This window comes from Aeromonas bestiarum (genome assembly GCF_000819745.1).
Classification (GTDB): domain Bacteria; phylum Pseudomonadota; class Gammaproteobacteria; order Enterobacterales; family Aeromonadaceae; genus Aeromonas; species Aeromonas bestiarum.
Genome location: NZ_CDDA01000030.1, coordinates 157,499 through 175,815, shown reverse-complemented (window position 1 = coordinate 175,815; position 18,317 = coordinate 157,499). Strand labels below are relative to the sequence as shown.

General features: G+C 62.0%; 15 protein-coding genes. All 15 read left to right on the top strand.

Going from position 1 to position 18,317, the window contains the following annotated elements; genetic code table 11:
* Window positions 1-9 precede the first annotated feature (9 nt).
* The 15 genes from BN1118_RS15885 to tldD all read left to right on the top strand — a co-directional run bounded on the left by BN1118_RS15885 (window position 10) and on the right by tldD (window position 18,306).
* Window positions 10-444, top strand: coding sequence for a prepilin-type N-terminal cleavage/methylation domain-containing protein (locus tag BN1118_RS15885; protein ID WP_043557023.1), 435 nt, complete (start codon window positions 10-12; stop codon window positions 442-444).
* A 53-nt stretch (window positions 445-497) separates the two neighbouring features.
* Window positions 498-998, top strand: a complete 501-nt coding sequence (locus BN1118_RS15880) for a prepilin-type N-terminal cleavage/methylation domain-containing protein (protein ID WP_043557022.1) — start codon at window positions 498-500, stop codon at window positions 996-998.
* Window positions 985-1,545 (top strand): prepilin-type N-terminal cleavage/methylation domain-containing protein, encoded by a 561-nt coding sequence (locus tag BN1118_RS15875; RefSeq protein ID WP_043557021.1) that lies wholly within the window; start codon window positions 985-987, stop codon window positions 1,543-1,545. The genes BN1118_RS15880 and BN1118_RS15875 overlap by 14 nt, the downstream gene beginning before the upstream one ends.
* On the top strand, window positions 1,545-2,456 hold the full coding sequence (locus BN1118_RS15870; protein WP_084214152.1) for a PilW family protein: 912 nt from the start codon (window positions 1,545-1,547) through the stop codon (window positions 2,454-2,456). Before BN1118_RS15875 ends, BN1118_RS15870 begins: the two co-directional genes overlap by 1 nt.
* On the top strand, window positions 2,446-2,916 hold the full coding sequence (locus BN1118_RS15865; RefSeq protein ID WP_043557019.1) for an MSHA biogenesis protein MshP: 471 nt from the start codon (window positions 2,446-2,448) through the stop codon (window positions 2,914-2,916). Before BN1118_RS15870 ends, BN1118_RS15865 begins: the two co-directional genes overlap by 11 nt.
* Window positions 2,913-6,560, top strand: coding sequence for a DUF6701 domain-containing protein (locus BN1118_RS15860; RefSeq protein ID WP_043557018.1), 3,648 nt, complete (start codon window positions 2,913-2,915; stop codon window positions 6,558-6,560). The genes BN1118_RS15865 and BN1118_RS15860 overlap by 4 nt, the downstream gene beginning before the upstream one ends.
* Before the next feature lie 204 nt (window positions 6,561-6,764).
* Window positions 6,765-7,805 carry a rod shape-determining protein gene (locus BN1118_RS15855; protein ID WP_005308111.1) on the top strand — a complete coding sequence of 347 codons (1,041 nt, stop codon included), beginning with the start codon at window positions 6,765-6,767 and terminating at the stop codon, window positions 7,803-7,805.
* Window positions 7,806-7,847: 42 nt separating this feature from the next.
* Window positions 7,848-8,753 (top strand): rod shape-determining protein MreC, encoded by a 906-nt coding sequence (mreC, locus tag BN1118_RS15850; protein ID WP_042868624.1) that lies wholly within the window; start codon window positions 7,848-7,850, stop codon window positions 8,751-8,753.
* A complete protein-coding gene (mreD, locus tag BN1118_RS15845) occupies window positions 8,753-9,238 on the top strand; it encodes a rod shape-determining protein MreD (RefSeq protein WP_042037959.1) in 486 nt (161 codons plus the stop codon). The genes mreC and mreD overlap by 1 nt, the downstream gene beginning before the upstream one ends.
* 51 nt (window positions 9,239-9,289) lie before the next feature.
* Window positions 9,290-9,877: a Maf family protein gene (locus tag BN1118_RS15840; RefSeq protein ID WP_042868627.1), complete on the top strand. Its 588-nt coding sequence runs from the start codon at window positions 9,290-9,292 to the stop codon at window positions 9,875-9,877.
* 194 nt (window positions 9,878-10,071) lie between these two features.
* Window positions 10,072-11,541: a ribonuclease G gene (rng, locus tag BN1118_RS15835; RefSeq protein WP_042868629.1), complete on the top strand. Its 1,470-nt coding sequence runs from the start codon at window positions 10,072-10,074 to the stop codon at window positions 11,539-11,541.
* Window positions 11,542-15,441 (top strand): YhdP family protein, encoded by a 3,900-nt coding sequence (locus tag BN1118_RS15830; RefSeq protein WP_043557017.1) that lies wholly within the window; start codon window positions 11,542-11,544, stop codon window positions 15,439-15,441. It begins immediately after the preceding gene.
* 37 nt (window positions 15,442-15,478) lie between these two features.
* Complete coding sequence (locus BN1118_RS15825) at window positions 15,479-15,799, top strand: Dabb family protein (protein WP_043557016.1); 321 nt, start codon at window positions 15,479-15,481, stop codon at window positions 15,797-15,799.
* 25 nt (window positions 15,800-15,824) lie between these two features.
* Window positions 15,825-16,646 carry a carbon-nitrogen hydrolase family protein gene (locus BN1118_RS15820; RefSeq protein WP_043557015.1) on the top strand — a complete coding sequence of 274 codons (822 nt, stop codon included), beginning with the start codon at window positions 15,825-15,827 and terminating at the stop codon, window positions 16,644-16,646.
* 211 nt (window positions 16,647-16,857) lie between these two features.
* A complete protein-coding gene (gene tldD, locus BN1118_RS15815; protein ID WP_043557014.1) occupies window positions 16,858-18,306 on the top strand; it encodes a metalloprotease TldD in 1,449 nt (482 codons plus the stop codon).
* The last annotated feature ends 11 nt before the right edge of the window (window positions 18,307-18,317 follow it).

The window sequence follows — 18,317 nt, the reverse complement described above, 5'->3', positions numbered from 1 at the left end:
GAAAGTAAAATGAAAAAACAGGCGGGTTTTACCCTGATCGAGCTGGTCATAGTGATCATCATTCTGGGCATTCTGGCAGTGACAGCTGCGCCCAAGTTCCTGAATCTGCAGGACGATGCCAAGAAGTCCGCCGCTCAGGGCGTACAGGCCGCAGTCAGCAGCTCAGCTCAGCTGGTTTACAGCAAGTCAGCACTGGAAGGTAAAGAGCGTGCTAGCAGCGCAGTGGTTACTGGTTCTGACGGTACAAAGATTAAAACTGTCTATGGTTATCCGGAAGCAACCGATGATGGGATCAAGAATGCAGTCACCATCGATGGCTCTTGGAGTGGTAAAGTGTCTGGTAACTCCTATGTCTTCTCGACCAGTAGTTCCAAATGCACTGTGAACTACACTGCAGCATCCGAAACTTCCGCTGCAGCAACAACTTTGAACGGTTGTGAGTGATAGGTATCAGGCGAGGCCAAGTGCCTCGCCTTTCTTTGTCATAAGAGATTTCAATGCGCAGAGGTTTCACCCTGATTGAACTGGTACTGGTGATCCTGTTGCTCGGGATTCTGGCCGCCTTTGCCGTGCCCAAATTGCTGGGCAAAGGCGGCTTTGAAACTCAAACCCTCCGCGATGAGCTGCTGACCCGGCTGCGGCTGGTGCAGACCGTCAATATGCACGAACCTGCCAGCCGCTGTACTCAGTTGATCGTCGCCTCCCCACGTTTTGCCCATCGCACCTATGGCGTCACGGCCCAGACGCCTTGTCCGGGCAGCGATCCCTTGACTGGCTGGACTGACAACCAACTGACCCGTGGTCGAGTGGTGAGCGCCTCATCCGGCCTGCAGATCTCTCTGGTCGGTACCGGTAATGATCGTTTTGTGCTCCGCTTTGATCAGATGGGACGGCCGCTTGGCGCCTGTGCGGGGGGCTGCACTCTGCAGGTGAGCGATGGCCGTGAGACCAGCCGCATCAAGATCGAATCCGAGGGGTATATCCATGAGAGCCCCTGAGCGCGGCTTTACCCTGATAGAGCTGATCGTCGGCATAGTGCTGCTGGCGGTGGCGCTGACCGGCATTCTCGGGCTCTTGATCAATCAGGCGCCCCAGGCGGTGGGCCCGGTGCAGCAGGTACGTGCCGCCCAGCTGGCCCAGCGCCTGGCCGGGGAGATGTTGCAAAAGTCGTTCGATGAGAACTCGGATCACAACGGTGGCCGTTACCGCTGTGGCGAGGCGGTCGTCGGCGTCGTCATCCTCCCCTGTTCGACCCGTTATGGCCCGGATGGCGAGCCAGCCCCTTATGCTTTCAACGATGTGGATGACTTCGATACCTCGGGTAACTGGGTGGATGCCAATCTGTTTACCCAGACGGCAGCGGGGATCAGCAGCGAGGAGTATCGCAACTATCGGGTCAAAATCGCGGTAAATGCGGTCGATTTCAGCGATGGCACTTTCAAAAGCTGCGCCGCCCCCTGCTCTGTGGGCAAACGCATTGATCTGCAAGTGAAGCTGCCTGACGAGAGTCGGCTCGACTTCTCCTTCTATCGGGGGAACTACTGATGGATCGGCTTTGCGATCGTTTCCGAGTGTCCAATCCTGCTTCCGATGTCCGATTACGCCAGCAGACTAATCGAACCTGCGCCAGACTTGGGCGTGCCCGCGGTTTTACTCTGGTCGAACTGGTGATGGTGATCCTGCTGCTGGGCATAATGGCGACCTTTACCAGCCAGTTCATCGGCATTGGCACCCAGATTTATGGCGATGCCAGCAGCCGCGAGCAGTTGATGAGTGATGCCCGCTTCGCCATGGAGCGGCTCAATCGCGAGCTGCGTGATGCTGTGCCGGGTTCAGAGCGGATTGAAGACCAGAATGGCAACTGGCTTGACGAGGGGGCCTGCCTGCGTTTCTGGCCCATCAGTGCTTCCAGCCGCTATCTTGCCCTCAATCGAGCCATGTCGGGCAGCGGCGCTACCCTGGAGCTGGTGATGGCAACCCCCGCCTCTGCGGCCAATCCACTGAGTCAGGATGCCAATGCCGTCAAGGCAGGGGATCTGATGGCCGTCTTCCCGGTGCCGGATTCAGGCGTGGATTCACTGATCGCTGGTTGTGAGTATGGCCGTTGTGTCGCCCGAGTGACCGAGGTGCTGGCTCCGGTATCCGGGGCCCAGACCATTCGCTACAGCAGTAGCGAGACCCTGGCAGGCCTCTCGCCGGGCAGTCGGGTCTACTTTGCCAGCCAGCAGGTGCGCTACTGCATGGCAGGGAACCGGCTCACCCGTGCCAGCGCTGCCATCGCTACTGCGTTACCTGCCACGGGAGTACTGATGGCGGAGTCCCTTCGTACTGGCGCTTTCTATCGGGAAACCTTGGCCTTCAACGCACAAGGGGAGTTTGGCATGCGGCTGGTGTTTGAGCGCAAAGGTGAATCTGTCACCTTCAACCACAAGATAGGGGTGCTCAATGTGCCCTGATGTCAGGCAACCGAGACGGGCGGGGGGCAGCGCCCTGATGATAGCCCTGTTTGTCATAGTGGTGATGGCACTGCTGGCGGCCGCCATGGGCCGCTTCCTGACCGACAGCAGCGAGAAAAACACGGTGGAGGTGCGCAGTGTGCGTGCCCTGCTGGCAGCCCAGAGCGGGCTTGAGGTCACTCTTTATCGGCTGTTCCCGAATCGCACCCTGGCGCAACCTCTGCCGCCGGCGCTCTGTGACGCCAGCTTTGTGACCTCTTTCCCCGGCAATGCGGGCCTTGCCGGCTGCAGGGCCGAGGTGAGCTGCGCCAGGGTGCCTGTTACCTACAATGGCAACGTCACGAACGGTTACCGTCTGGTCAGCACAGGGGCTTGTGGGGTAGAGGATATCAATAGTGCCAACCCGGATTTTGCCGTGAGCCGCACTCTGGCCGTTGAAGCCTATGATGGAGGTTCATGATGAAATGGCTATGGGCGCTGGCCCTCTTCACTAGCCCGGTCTGGGCATTTGACCCCATCGACACCAGCACCTTCTTCCCTGCCGTGGTGCAGGGCCATCATGGCAACAACAACAACACCTGCCACCAGATCAGCGGTTATCAGCTGACGCAATACAACAATCCCAAGATCAATGGCACCGGCGGGCTGCCGCTCAACTTCTGCTCCATTCGGCCCGATCAGAACAATACCCCCCGCTGTGATAATGATGTCGGTGGCTACAAAGTATGTGCCATCACCGGCAGCGATATTCGTGGCCTCCCTTTGACAGGAAACAACGCATTTCCCTCCATCACGTCTGTGATGCCGCTTCTTTGTCAGCAGGGCCAGCAGACCGCTCTCTTTTCGGACTACGGGGCTGCCACGGTCGAGAACTGCACAGTGACCTTCCCGAGCCGCAGCACCTACCAGATCAAATCGCTGAGCGTTCGCAACAACGGTACTCTGGTGCTGGGGGATGGGGATTACTTTATCGATTCATTGATCCTCGACAATGCCACCATCCGCCTGTCCGGCAGCGGCACGACCCGTATTTTTGTCAATCAGGACGTGAAGCTGCTCAACACGGTCAACATCAATGCGACCAATCAGGGCAGGCTTGTCTGGGTCAACTATGGCGACATGACCATAGACAACAACTCCCGATTTTATGGCTACCTCTACACCGATGGTCGTTTGACCATGAACAACAATGCCACCGTTTATGGGCGGGTGACGGCCCGTTATCTGAGCATGGATACCCAATCCAGCATCAACGACTATGCCGTTCCTCCTCCACTGACCTGTTTCGAGGACGGTTTTGACAGCGCCCAGATCAACCCGGACGGCTGGGTGGTGGCCCAGCGCAACAACAGCACCTTGCCATCGGTGCAAAATGGTCGTCTGCGCCTCACCCAGAACGTCACCGACCAGGCCACCTCGGCCACCTTCCAGCGCCTCTTCCCGGGAGCCGGCAACCTGGTGACGGTCGAATTCGATCAATACGCCTACAAGACCTTTGGCACGAGCGGGGCGGATGGGATGGCGGTGGTACTCTCGGATGCGACTCTGACCCCCCAGCCTGGTGCCTTTGGCGGTCCGCTGGGGTATGGCTTCAAGACAGGGATCAGCGGCTTCGCGGGCGGCTGGCTCGGGGTGGGGCTCGACGAGTACGGCAACTATGCCAACGAAGGGGGCAGCTACAACTGGGGGTCCCGTCCTCAGGCGGTTTCCATCCGTGGCTCGGGTTCGGGCACCTCCGGCTACAACTATCTGGCCGGTACCGTCAGCAACCTGAGTCCGTCCGTCGACAGCGGCATCAACGGCAATCGCCCCCACCGCTACCGCATCACAGTCGACTCCCGGACGACTGGCAGCTCGCTGGCGAAAGTAGAGCGGGATACCGGCTCGGGTTATAGCACCCTGATCAGTCCCATCAACATGGCGAGTCAGGCCGGCCAGGCGGCAGTGCCAGCCAATTTCCTGCTCTCCCTGACCGGCTCCACCGGTTCGGTAACCAACTACCACGAGATCGACAACGTGCGGATCTGCGCTCTGCGCTCCAACCCGGTCGGGGTGCAGATCGACCACTTCCAGCTCGATCACTCGGGTCAGGCGCTGACCTGCAATCCGGAGACTGTGACTATCAAGGCGTGTGCAGATGTGGCTTGCACCATCTTGATCACCGACCCTGTGACAGCGACCCTGAGTCTGGATCCAGTTTCCATCAGCAATGGCTGGATCGGCGGCAATACTGTGACCTTCAGTGGCGGCTCCACGACCGTTCAGTTGCGCAACAACACCGCCACTGCGGTTACCATAGGGGTGTCCGGCTCGACCCCTGCCACCAAGCCATTCAGCACCACCTTGTGCAAGGCTGGCGCCGGGACGCCCAGTGCGGCAGCCTGTACCCTGAATTTTGCCGATAGCGGCTTTTTCTTCGACGTGCCGGATACCTATTCCAACCAGCCGCAGACGGTGACCATCAAGGCGGTCAAGAAGAGCGACCTGACTCAGCAGTGCGTGCCGGGTTTCGCCAGCCAGAGCAAGAGCATCAAGTTCTGGAGCAGCTATCTCTTGCCGAATAGCAATAACTACAACAGCAAGATGAGTGTCAACAGCAGTGTGATCGGTACCAGTCTGGGCACTGCGACGCCAGTGTCCCTCATGTTTGATGCCCAGGGGCAGTCGACCATGACGGTCAGCTACCCGGACGCCGGTCAGGTGCAACTGGATGCCCGTTACGACGGCACGGGCAGTGAGGCGGGTCTGGTGATGCTCGGCGCCGACCAGTTTGTGGCGCGTCCTGTCGGCTTGTGCATTACACCCCCGCAAGGTGTGTGTGCGGCAGGGGATAGCAGCTGCCCTGTGTTCAAGACAGCGGGAGAAACATTCCAGCTAGACATCAAGGCGATGGCCTGGGAATCCGCCAATGATGGGGATATCTGCGCCGGAAATCAGACCACGCCCAACTTTGTACTGAGCGGCATAGGTCTGGGCAGCACCCTGGTGGCACCCAGCCCGGGCACCAATGCCGCGCTTGGCACCACCAGCTATAACCATGGGGCCGCCGCCAACAGTCTCAACAGCGTCAACCAGACGGTGAGCGAGGTGGGGGTGTTCCGAATGACGGCGACCCCGCCAGCCAACGGTTACTTCACTTACACAATCCCATCCGCCCAGAGCCAGCCGGTGGGCCGTTTTATCCCCGCCGATTTCAATCTGGTCAGCGGCGACATAGTGCCGGCCTGCAATGCCTTCTCCTATATGGGGCAGCCCTTTGGGGTCACGCTGGATGTGCGGGCCCGCAACCTGTCTGGCGGGCAGACCCAGAACTATACGGGGCTGTTTGCCAAGGGGAGTGCCTATCTCTCGGTTGCCAACAACAAGGATGGCAAATCCCTGTCGGCCCGGTTGCGCAGCCTGTCTGCTCTGCCCTGGCTCAATGGCCGGGCGGCCTTGACTACCGGTAGCAGCGAGTTTGTGCGCCTCTCCGACACTCAACAGGATGGCCCTTACAAGTCTTTGCTGTTTGGCCTCTATATGAAAGACAACGATGGCGAACGTACCCTGATTGCCAGCCCCGACTTCAACGATGCCGTGGCCGGCAATTGCAGCGGCGCTGGTTGCAATGCCCGGCTGATCGACAGTGTGGCCATGCAGGTCTATTTCGGTCGATTGCTGGCGGGCACGGGGGCGGGTCTTGCCTCTGCGCCGCTGGCCGTTCCCTTGCAGATGCAATATTACGAGGCGGGCAACTGGCAGTTGAACAAGCTGGACCAATGTACCCAGCTCTCTCTGGCCAATCAGGGGTTCAGTTTCCTCAATCCGGGCCAGACCTTTGATGCGACCAGCCGTGACCTGAGTCTGGGAGGCAATCGCAAGATCCGGCTGGGGTTGGGTAGTGCGGCGCCGGGGGGCGAATCTGCCCAGGCGAAAGATGGCGAGATCCTGTTCCAGTTTGCCAAGCCGGATATCTCGGTACGGATCCCCTACAAGGTCGATTTGTCAAAACAGCCATCACGGCCGCTCTGGTTGTCTGACCCTGTTACTCTGCAAGGCGAGGCCATTTTTGGCTCCAGCCGGGGCAATGACAGAATTATTTATCGGCGTGAAGTGATGCCGTAATGGAGGCGGGGCGGCGGATCTTCGCGATCTTCCCCCCTATCTTCTTGTTTATTAGCGTTTGTCAGCCTGTGCGGGTGAGTGATGACTCGCATTTTTGTCGCGCCTGATGGGTTGGCGACAGTTTGAGCGCTTGCCCATTGGGGTGGGCATTGGTAAAGTTAGCCGGTTTTCTGCACCTCCAAATTCTTAGGATTTCCCGTAGCCATGTTCAAAAAGCTCAGAGGCGTCTTTTCCAACGATCTGTCGATCGACTTGGGAACTGCCAACACCCTGATCTACGTAAAAGATCAAGGGATCGTCCTTAACGAACCCTCAGTTGTCGCCATTCGCCAAGAGCGCGGGAACGCCAAATCGGTCGCTGCCGTCGGTCATGCCGCCAAGCAGATGCTGGGTCGTACCCCAGGCAACATCTCCGCCATCCGTCCGATGAAAGACGGCGTCATCGCCGACTTCTACGTGACCGAGAAGATGCTGCAGCACTTCATCAAGCAGGTTCACGACAACAACTATTTCCGCCCCAGCCCGCGTGTGCTGGTGTGTGTGCCGTGTGGCTCTACCCAGGTAGAACGCCGTGCCATCAAGGAATCCGCACTGGGCGCCGGCGCCCGTGAGGTTTACCTGATCGACGAACCCATGGCTGCCGCCATCGGTGCCGGCCTGCCGGTCTCCGAAGCGACCGGTTCCATGGTGGTCGACATCGGTGGTGGTACCACCGAAGTGGCCATCATCTCCCTGAACGGCGTGGTTTACTCCCAGTCCGTGCGGATCGGTGGCGACAAGTTTGACGAAGCCATCATCAGCTATGTGCGTCGCAACTATGGCAGCCTGATCGGGGAAGCCACTGCCGAGCGCATCAAGCACGAAATCGGCTCCGCCTATCCGGGCGAAGAGGTGCGCGAGATCGAAGTTCGTGGTCGCAACCTGGCCGAAGGTGTGCCGCGCAGCTTCACCCTCAACTCCAACGAGATCCTGGAAGCGCTGCAAGAGCCGCTGTCCGGTATCGTCTCCGCCGTGATGGTGGCGCTGGAGCAGTCTCCGCCGGAACTGGCGTCCGACATCTCCGAGCGCGGCATGGTGCTGACCGGTGGTGGCGCACTGCTGAAGGATATCGACCGTCTGCTGATGGAAGAGACCGGCATACCGGTAGTGGTTGCCGAAGATCCCCTCACCTGTGTGGCCCGTGGCGGCGGCAAGGCGCTGGAGCTGATCGACATGCACGGTGGCGACCTGTTCCACTACGAATAAGACCCAAAGCCGGCCAGCGCGCCGGCTCTTTTTTGACGACTCATGAAACCCATTTTTGGTAGAGGCCCTTCGCTTCAGTTACGGTTGTTTCTCGCCGTCATCATCTCCATTGCTGCCATCGTAGCGGACTCTCGCTTCGGTGTGTTTACCCATGTCCGCGTCTACCTCAGTTCGCTCGTCAGCCCGCTGCAATACATGGCCAATGCGCCAGGTATCATGCTCGATACCATGTCGACCCAGGTGCAGACCCGGGCCGGCCTGATCGAGCAGACCAAGCAGCAGGAACAACAGCTGTTCACCCTGCGTTCGCGCCTGCTCAAGATGGACCATCTGGAGCACGAGAACCAGCGTCTGCGTGAGCTGCTCGGTTCTCCGGTGCACAAGGAGTCCCGCAAGATGGTGGCCGAGCTGCTGTCGGTGGATTCCGACCCCTTCAGCCATCAGGTGCTGATCAACAAGGGTGCGCTGGACGGTGTCTACAACGGCCAGCCGGTGATCAACGATCAGGGGGTGATAGGTCAGGTGCTGCACGTGGGTTCCACCACCAGCCGCGTCCTGCTCATCACAGACTCCAGCCACGGCATCCCGGTGCGGGTGCTGCGCAACGACCTGCGCGCCATTGCCTCCGGCAGCGGCGAGCTGGACAAGCTGGAGCTGCGCAACCTGCCGCGCAACACCGATGTTCAGGTTGGCGACCTGCTGGTCACCTCCGGCCTTGGCGGCCGCTTCCCGGAAGGGTATCCGGTGGCGACCGTGACCCGCTCCGACTATGTGGAGGGCAAGCCCTTCGCCCAGGTCGAGGCCAAGCCGCTGGTGGCACTGGACAGATTGCGCTATCTGCTGCTGCTCTGGACCGACAAGAAGCCGGACGTGCACGATGATGAAGAGGCGCCGACCCCGGCGGCTGCGCCGGTAGCGGCAGCCTCGGCTGCGGGAGCGACGCGCTGATGTTGCAACCCGCCAGCGGCAGGATCTGGATCTGGATCTCGATCCTGCTGGCTCTGTGCCTGTCGATCCTGCCGCTTCCCTTTCAATTTGAACCCTTCCGTCCGGACTGGCTCGCCATGGTGCTCATCTACTGGGCGCTGGCGTTGCCGCACAGGACCAACGTCGGTTCCGCCTGGGTGGCGGGCCTGCTGCTGGACGTGCTGCTGGGCAGCACCCTCGGCGTGCGGGCCATGGCCATGGCCATCACCACCTATCTGGCGGCCTTCCAGTTCCAGAAGATCCGCAACTTCTCCCTCTGGCAACAGGCGCTGATCATCGGCTGTCTCTCGCTGGTGGGCAAGGTGACCATCTTCTGGGCCGAACACCTGTTCAGCCGTGCCAGCCTCAATCTTGCCTACTTTTGGTCGACCCTGAGCACGATGCTAATATGGCCCTGGGTGTTTCTGGTCTTGCGCAAGGTGCGCCGCCGCTTCAATATCAAGTGAATATGAGCAAAAACAATGCATTGTAACTTTACCTCATCTCATTAAGTGAATATGAACAAGCACAACGAACTGCAACTGTATCTCGCCTCGGGCTCGCCCCGCCGTCATGAACTGCTTGCCCAGCTGGGGTACCGCTTCGAGGTACTCAGACTGGATGTGCCGGAGCGGCGGGAAGAGGGTGAAAAGGCGCAGGATTACGTCTGCCGCCTCGCCCGTGACAAGGCGATGGCCGGGGTGGCAGCAGCCCCGACGGCGCTGCCGGTGCTGGGCGCCGACACCATAGTGGTGCTGGGGGATCGGGTGTTGGAGAAGCCGTCCGACCTGCTCGATGCCAAAGACATGCTGGAGGCGCTCTCCGGCAAGGTGCATCAGGTGATGACGGCGGTGGCGCTGGCGACTCCGGAGCGCTGCGATGTGCGCCTGGTCACCACCAACGTGGCGTTTCGCAAGCTGGACGAGGCCGAGATCGAGGCTTACTGGCGCACGGGTGAGCCCTGCGACAAGGCCGGTGCCTATGCGATTCAAGGGATTGCCGGCAAGTTTGTCAGCCGCATCGAGGGGAGCTACAGCGCCGTGGTCGGCCTGCCCCTGCTGGAAACGGATCTGCTGATCAAGCATCATCTGGAACAGTCTCGGTAATCTATCCGCCAGCCATGTTCTGCAAGGCCCGTTCCGCGGGCAGGCACAGGGTCGGAACATGGCGGTCAGAATTTGAAGCCATCACAGGCAAGGCATGGGTCGGTGAAACTCGCCGGCTGTTTCTTACTGCGTTACTCACCGGGCACGCGCCGGTTTGGCTGCCAGAATTTAAAACTAGAAAGGCAAGGTAACTTATGTCGGTAGAACTGCTGGTGAACGTCACCCCCTCCGAAACCCGGGTCGCCCTGGTCGAAAACGGTCTGCTGCAGGAAGTGCACGTAGAGCGTCAGGCCAAGCGCGGCATAGTGGGCAACATCTACAAAGGCAAGATCAGCCGGGTGCTGCCCGGCATGCAGGCGGCTTTCGTCGATATCGGCATGGACAAGGCGGCCTTCCTGCACGCTTCCGACATAGTGCCGCACACCGAGTGTGTGGCGGTGAAGGAGAAGGAGCAGTTCCAGGCCGGCAACATAGCCGAGCTGGTACGCCAGGGGCAGGACATCATGGTGCAGGTGGTGAAAGATCCGCTGGGCACCAAGGGCGCCCGTCTCACCACCGACATCACCTTGCCATCCCGCTATCTGGTGTTCATGCCGGGCAGTGCGCATGTGGGGGTGTCCCAGCGCATCGAGTCCGAAGCGGAGCGCGAGCGCCTCAAGCGTACCGTGGCCAGCTATGTGGATGATCTCGGTGGCTATATCATTCGCACCGCCGCCGAAGGGGTGGGAGAGCAGGAGCTGGAGCAGGACGCCGCCTTCCTCAAGCGGCTGTGGCGCAAGATCCTGGAGCGCAAGCAGAAGTACCCGCCCTGCAAGATCCTCTATGAAGATCCCAGCCTGGCCTTCCGGGTGGTGCGCGATTTCGTCGGCGCCGAGCTCGACAAGATCCGGGTCGACTCGCGCCAGAGCTTCGATCAGCTCAAGCGCTTCACCGAGGAGTACGTGCCCGAACTGGCCGGCAAGCTGGAATACTACTCCGGCGAGTCGCCCATCTTCGATCTCTACGACGTGGAGAACGAGATCCAGCGTGCGCTGGATCGCAAGGTAGAGCTGAAATCCGGCGGCTACCTCATCATCGACCAGACCGAAGCCATGACCACGGTGGACATCAACACGGGCGCCTTCGTCGGCCATCGCAATCTGGAAGAGACCATCTTCAATACCAACGTCGAGGCGACGGCGGCCATCGCCCGTCACCTGCGCCTGCGCAACCTCGGCGGCATCATCATCATCGATTTCATCGACATGCAGTCCGAGGATCATCGCCGACGGGTGCTGCACAGCCTGGAGCAGGCGCTCTCCAAGGACAGGGCCAAGACCAACGTCAACGGCTTCTCCCAGCTCGGCCTGGTGGAGATGACCCGCAAGCGTACCCGCGAGAGCCTGGAGCACGTGCTCTGCTCCGAGTGCCCCGAGTGCAAGGGGCGCGGTCGGGTCAAGACGGTGGAGTCGGTCTGCTTCGAGATCCTGCGGGAGATCATCCGGGTCAATCGCGCCTACGATGCGGATCAGTTCACCGTCTACGCCGCACCGGCCGTGGCCGACTACCTGCGGGGTGAAGAGTCCCACAGCCTCGCCGAGCTGGAGGTGTTCATCGGCAAGCAGGTCCGGGTAGTGAGTGAACCGCTCTGCGGCCAGGAACAATTCGATGTGGTGATGATGTAATTGGTCTATCGCTGGCTGAGTCGGGGCTGGTTAGCCCTCGGGGTCTTCTTCGTGCTGCTGGCCATCCTGGTCAGTCTGGTGCGCTTTGGCGGCCCCTTGCTCAACCAGCACAGACAGGCACTGCTCGACACCCTGCTGGCTGACAGCAAGCTGGAAGCCAGCGTCGATCGCATCGGCCTGGACTGGACCCAGCGCGGCCCGGCTCTCGAGCTGCAACAGCTGGTGATAGCGCCGGATTCCGGCCGTTTTGCCCTGCGCCTTGGCAAGGTATGGGCGCACCTCGACTTCTGGCGCTCCCTCAATGAACTCAGGCCTGTGTTCGGCCAGCTCATCTTGAGCGATGGCGACATAGCGCTGGATCTGGCCCAACCGGCCGACCCCGAGCCCAGTGACGGCCGTGATCAGCAGCAGGCATTGCTGCGCTTCCTGCTGACCCAGCTCTCCACCTTCGACATTCACGACACCCGCCTCAGCCTGACCACGGCGCTGGGGGAGGTGCGGGCCCTCGACATCGCCCAGCTGCGCTGGCAGAACCGCGGCAAGCGCCATCAGGGGGTCGGCAAGGCCTATCTGATCAACGGGGTGGGCGAGAGCACCATAGATCTCATCCTGGATGTGGATGCCCCCGAGGCGCGGCTCGATCGGCTCAAGGGGCAGCTCTATCTGGGGGCCAGCCAGCTTGACATCAGCCCCATGCTGGCACGGATCCATGCCGGCGAGCCACGGGTGGCCGGCCAGCTCGATTTCCAGCTCTGGAGCACCTTTGCCAGCGGTCAGCTGGGGGAATCCCTGCTGGCATTCGGCAACAACTACCTGATCTGGCAGGATGAGAAGCAGGGTGCCATGCACCGTCTCGGCCTGCAGGGGGGCAAGATCCAGCTGCGCCGGGACGGCGAAGAGTGGCAGCTTGCCAGCCATGACGTGACCTTCAAGCTCGACGGCAAGCCCTGGCTGCAGAGCCGGTTGCAGCTCGAGCGGGTTGGCTCCCGCATTCAGGGCTATGTGCCCTCCATCGATCTGGATCAGGTCGCCAATCTGAGCCAGCTGGTCTCCGGCCTCTACCCAGAGTTGACCGAAACCCTCAAGCGCACCCAGCCCAAGGGCCAGCTGCAGGATCTTGTCCTGCAGGCCGACGCCGACTGGCGCGGGCTCTCCCTCAGCGGCCAGCTCTCCCACATCAAGGTCACCGCCTGGCAGGACGTGCCCGGCGTGCAGGATCTCAATGGCGAGTTCTGGCTGACCCCGACCGGCGGCAGCGCCCGGCTGGCGCTGCACAAGGATAAAGTGGATCCGGCTCGCCACTTCAAGGAGCCGATCCCGGTTGACAGCTTCTCGGCGCGGCTCGACTGGTGGCAGGATCCCAGGGGCTGGGTGCTCTATGGTCAGGACGTGGCGCTGGACAACCCGGATCTGACCCTCGCCAGCCGTTTCAGAATGGATCTGTACGAACACACCTTCCTCGCCCTGACCGGTCGCATCGACGTCAAGAATGCGGGCAATGCGGATCGCTACTATCCCTTGCAGGTGATGAGCAAGAGCCTGGTGGACTACCTGAGCGGTGCCATCAAGGGCGGCCAGGCCAGGGGCGCGGATCTGCTCTGGTACGGCGAGTTCAAGGATTTCCCCTACAGCAAGGGCGAGGGCATCTTCCAGGTGGCGGTGCCGCTGGAACGGGCCACCTTCCAGTTCTTCCCCGGTTGGCAACCGCTCACCGATCTGCAGATAGACCTGCTGTTCCAGAACGCCAGTCTCGACATGAACAGCCGCTCCACCCGGCTCGGCAAGGCCGGCTCCGACTCGGTCCATGCCTGGATCCCGGATCTCTACCCGGGCGCCCACCTCTATGTGGATGCCAAGGTCGAGGGCGAGGGCAAGGCCATCAGCGACTACCTGCAGGACTCCCCGCTGGGGGACTCCGTCGGTCAGGCGCTGCGGGAGATCGAGATCCGGGGCCCGCTCAAGGGCTCGGTCAAGCTGGATATCCCCCTCGATGGCGAGAGCGAGGTCAAGGCGAGCGGCGACGCCCTGTTCAGCAACAACAAGGTGCGGGTGGCCAGCCTGGATCTGCCGCTGGAGCAGGTGCAGGGGCGGCTCGAATATGACAACGAGCAGACCCGTTTCAGCAACCTCAAGGCGAGCCTGTGGAACCAGCCGCTGACCCTGGATTATCAGGGCCGGCAGCAGCCGAACCGCTATCAGGTCGACCTCAAGTTCAAGGGCTTGTGGGACAGCAGCCGCCAGCGCCGCGATCTGCCTGTGCTCGACATCCTCAAGGGGCGTGGCAACTGGGCCGGCACCCTGGGGCTGACCCTGCCCAATGACAAGCCGTTCAGCTTCCAGCTGGCGCTGGACTCCAACCTGCAGGGCATGGGGCTGGATCTGCCCTCGCCGCTGGCCAAGGACGCCAACAGCCGCTTGCCGCTCAAGGTGACAGCCCGTGGCCGCGACGGCAGCGCCGACATTCGCGCCGTGCTGGGGGCGGATGTGGATATGCAGAGCCGGCTGGTCTATGGCGATGGGGTGCCTTACCTCAGCCGGGTGCGGGTGGACGTGGGTCAGCCCGGAGCCCGGGTGCTGCGTGACAAGCCCCTGCTGCTGGCCATCAACCAGCAGCAGGCGGATGTGGCCGGCTGGCTGGCCCGACTCAAGCAATGGCTGCCGGCGAGCACGGCGGCGGGCGGCAATGCCGTGGTCGGTCCCGCCTTCCTGCCCCAGGAGTGGTGGGTGGACGGCCAGCTGGCCCGCGCCGACATCGGCAGCGCCAACCTCAAGGCGGTGCACTTCACCGTGGGGCCGGTCAAGCAGGCCACCGAGGTGATGATCGACAGCCCGGATGTGATGGGAGTGGTGCGCCTGCCGGTGACCGAGCGTCAGCCCATAGACGCGAAATTTGCCCGCATCTATTGGTCCGGCAAGAGTTCGGATCTGAGCCCCGAGCCCGATGCCAGACAGGACAGGGCTATCATGGACGCCATTCCCTGGCTCACCTTCAGCTGCGTGGACTGCCGCTTCGGCGCCCTGCCGCTGGGGGAGGTGAAGGGAGAGCTGGTGCCCGGCGCCAACAAGCTGACCCTCAAGGGGCTGGACATGCGGCTGGCGGGCAGCCAGCTGACCGGCACTGTGGACTGGCTGGCCCAGCCCGGCCGGATGCAGACCCATGCCCGTGCCAGCATCAGCAGCAACAACAGCGAGCTGCTGCTCAAGCGGCTCGGCTATACCTCGCCCATCGGCGATGCGCCCGGCAAGATGGCGCTGGATCTGAACTGGAACGATGTGCCCTATCGGCTGGATGTGCCGACCCTGGCCGGCAGTGCCAACTATCAGCTGGAGGGGGGCACGCTGCGCGAGGTCAATGACAAGGGCGCGCGCCTGCTCTCTCTGCTCAGCCTCGATTCCCTGCTGCGCAAGCTGCGGCTTGATTTCCGCGATGTGTTCGACAAGGGCTTCTATTTCGAATCCATGTCCGCCTCCGCCAAGATCAAGCAAGGGGTGGTGGATAATCAGGACTTCTACATGAAGGGAGCGGCGGGCAACCTGCGCGGCGAAGGCATCGCCGACCTGGTACGCTGGCGACTCGACTACGAGCTGAGCTTCTCCCCCAACCTGGGCGGTACCCTGCCGGTGGTGGCGGCCTTCTCCCTGACCCCGATCACCGGCCTCTATGTGCTGGCCCTCTCCAAGCTGCTGGAGCCGGTGGTGGACGTGGTCACCCGCATCGATTTTCGGGTTTCGGGTCCGCTGGATGCTCCCAAGCTGATCGAGGCGGGGCGGGACAGGGCTCGCATCAAGCTCAACCAGCAGCAGAAGGAGGCGGTCGATGCGGTGGCGCCCAATCTGCCGGCGCAGGAGGTCACCCCCTTCCTGCTGACCCCCAAACACGCGGGGCCCGCCCAGCGCTGAGGCTGGTGGCGGGTATTGCCATCACAAGGAGTGAGCCATGATCCGACATATTCTGCTGATCACCTTCAAGGGTGAGGCCAGTCCCGACGCTATCGCGGCCGTCAGGGCGGCCTTTCTCGCCATCCCCCATCAGGTCAGTGGCGTGCTGGCCGTGGAGTGGGGCCAAAATGACAGTCCGGAGGGGCGTGCCGAGGGTTTTACCCACAGCGTGCTGATGACCTTCGCCGACGAGGCCGCCCGCCAGCGCTATCTGCCCCACCCGGATCACGACGCCCTCAAGGCGCTCTTTCGTCCCGTGCTGGAACGCATCATAGTGCTGGATTACACCCTGCAAGCGGGGGATGCTGTCACTGTCTGACGGCCAGAGCGACAAGGAGAGAGTCATGTGGTTAGCCGCAATACAGCTGGTGTCCGGCCGTTGCTGGCAGGATAACCGGGAGCAGATCGCCGCCGAGCTGGCCCTGCTGCCGAGTGAGCGGCCACTGCTGGTGCTGCTGCCGGAGAACTTCGCCCTGTTTGGCGAGCGGCAGGGCTATCTGGACGGGGCTGAGACCATAGGCCCCGATCTGGGCGGAGCAGCGCCGATCCAGCAACAGCTGGCCGAGTGGGCCCGCGACTACGGCATCTGGCTGGTGGCGGGGGCCATGCCGACCACCAGCGCAGGTTCGGAGCATATCCATACCAGCTCGCTGGTGTTTGACCCGAGTGGCGAGCTCAAGGGGCACTACCACAAGATCCACCTGTTCGATGTGGACGTGGCCGACAATCAGGGTCGCTACCGGGAGTCGGAGACCTTCAGCCCGGGGAGCCAGCCTGTGCTGGTGGACTCCCCCTTTGGTCCCCTCGGCCTCTCTATCTGTTATGATCTGCGCTTTCCCGAGCTTTACCGCCAGCTGGCCAGGGCCGGAGCCCGCGTGCTGCTGGTGCCTGCCGCCTTTACCGCCGTGACCGGCGAGGCGCACTGGGAACCGCTGCTGCGGGCCCGCGCCATCGAGAATCAGTGCTATGTGGTGGCCGCCAATCAGGGCGGTACCCACGAGACGGGGCGTCAGACCTGGGGCCACAGCATGGTGATCGACCCCTGGGGCCGGGTGCTGGCCTGCCAGCCAACGGGCCGCGCCACAGTGCTGGCACAGATGGATGCCAGGCTTGTCGATGAATTGAAGCGCACTATGCCGGTGCTGAGCCACGCCCGTCTGCTCTGATGGCGTGATGAACAATTATTGAAACGCAGCCGCTGACCGCTACTAAGCCGGGTCCGGCTGTTGTCGGGTCGATTGGGCAAAGCCTGATCGGCCGTGATGCAGACCCTATGCAATTGGATTCGCAGCCATTCGATGATGCCGCCATGCGGCCAATCGACCCTGCGAGTCGACAAACGGTTAAAACATCTCGTTACGAGAGTGGAGAAGAAGATTGAGTCTATTGAGCCAGGTTAGTGCCTCATTGTTGGCCCCGAACGACCTAGATGAAGGCCGCCTGCAGCAGCTGCTCGGCAGCCTGATGAGCCATCAGGTGGAGTTCGGCGACCTCTATTTCCAGCGCAGCTGGCACGAGTCCTGGATGCTGGAAGACGGCATCGTCAAGGATGGCAGCTACAACATCGACCAGGGGGTCGGGGTCCGCGCCGTCAGTGGCGAGAAGACGGGCTTCGCCTATTCCGATGAGCTGAGCCTGCTGGCGCTGCAACAGTCGGTTACCGCTGCCCGTGGCATAGCCGCCGCCGGTGCCCAGGGCAAGGTGAAGGCCTGGGCCCGCACGGAGGCCAACCTGCTCTATCCGGCCATGGATCCCCTGCAGACCCTCGACAAGCACCAAAAGATCGCCCTGCTGGAGCAGATGGACAAGTTTGCCCGCAGCCTGGATCCCGCGATCAATCAGGTGATGGCCTCCATCAGCGGCGTCTATGAAGAGATACTGGTGGCCGCCACCGACGGCACGCTCGCCGCCGACGTGCGCCCGCTGGTACGTTTGTCGGTGACAGTGATCGCCGAGAAGGGGGATCGCCGCGAGCGCGGCAGCGCGGGTGGCGGTGGTCGCTGTGGTTATGACTATTTCCTGGAGCTGGACGGGCTGGAGAGCCGGGCCTTCGGCTATGTGCGCGAGGCGGTGCGTCAGGCGCTGGTCAACCTCGAGGCCATAGACGCCCCGGCTGGCACCATGCCGGTGGTGCTCGGTGCCGGCTGGCCCGGCGTGCTGCTGCACGAAGCCGTGGGCCATGGTCTGGAGGGGGACTTCAACCGCAAGGGCTCGTCCGCCTTCGCCGGTCGCATCGGCGAGCAGGTCGCCTCCAAACACTGCACCATAGTCGATGACGGCACCCTGCCGGGTCGGCGCGGCTCCGTCAGCATAGATGACGAGGGGACGCCGGGCGGCTACAACGTCTTGATCGAAAACGGGATCCTGAAAGGCTATCTGCAAGACAAGCAGAACGCCCGCCTGATGGGCGTGCCGCTCACCGGCAACGGTCGCCGCGAATCCTACGCCGCCCTGCCGATGCCGCGCATGACCAACACCTACATGCTGGCGGGTCAGTATGATCCGGCGGAGATCATCGCCTCGGTGAAGAAGGGCATCTATGCCCCCAACTTCGGCGGCGGTCAGGTGGATATCACCTCCGGCAAGTTCGTCTTTTCCGCCTCCGAGGCCTACCTCATCGAGGATGGCAAGATAACGACCCCCATCAAGGGCGCGACCCTGATCGGCAACGGCCCCGAGGCCATGAGCCAGGTCTCCATGGTGGGTCGGGATCTGGCGCTCGATCGCGGGGTCGGCGTCTGCGGCAAGGAGGGGCAGAGCATTCCAGTCGGGGTCGGCCAGCCCACCCTCAAGCTGGACCAGCTCACAGTGGGTGGCACCCAGTAAGGTTTTCGGCA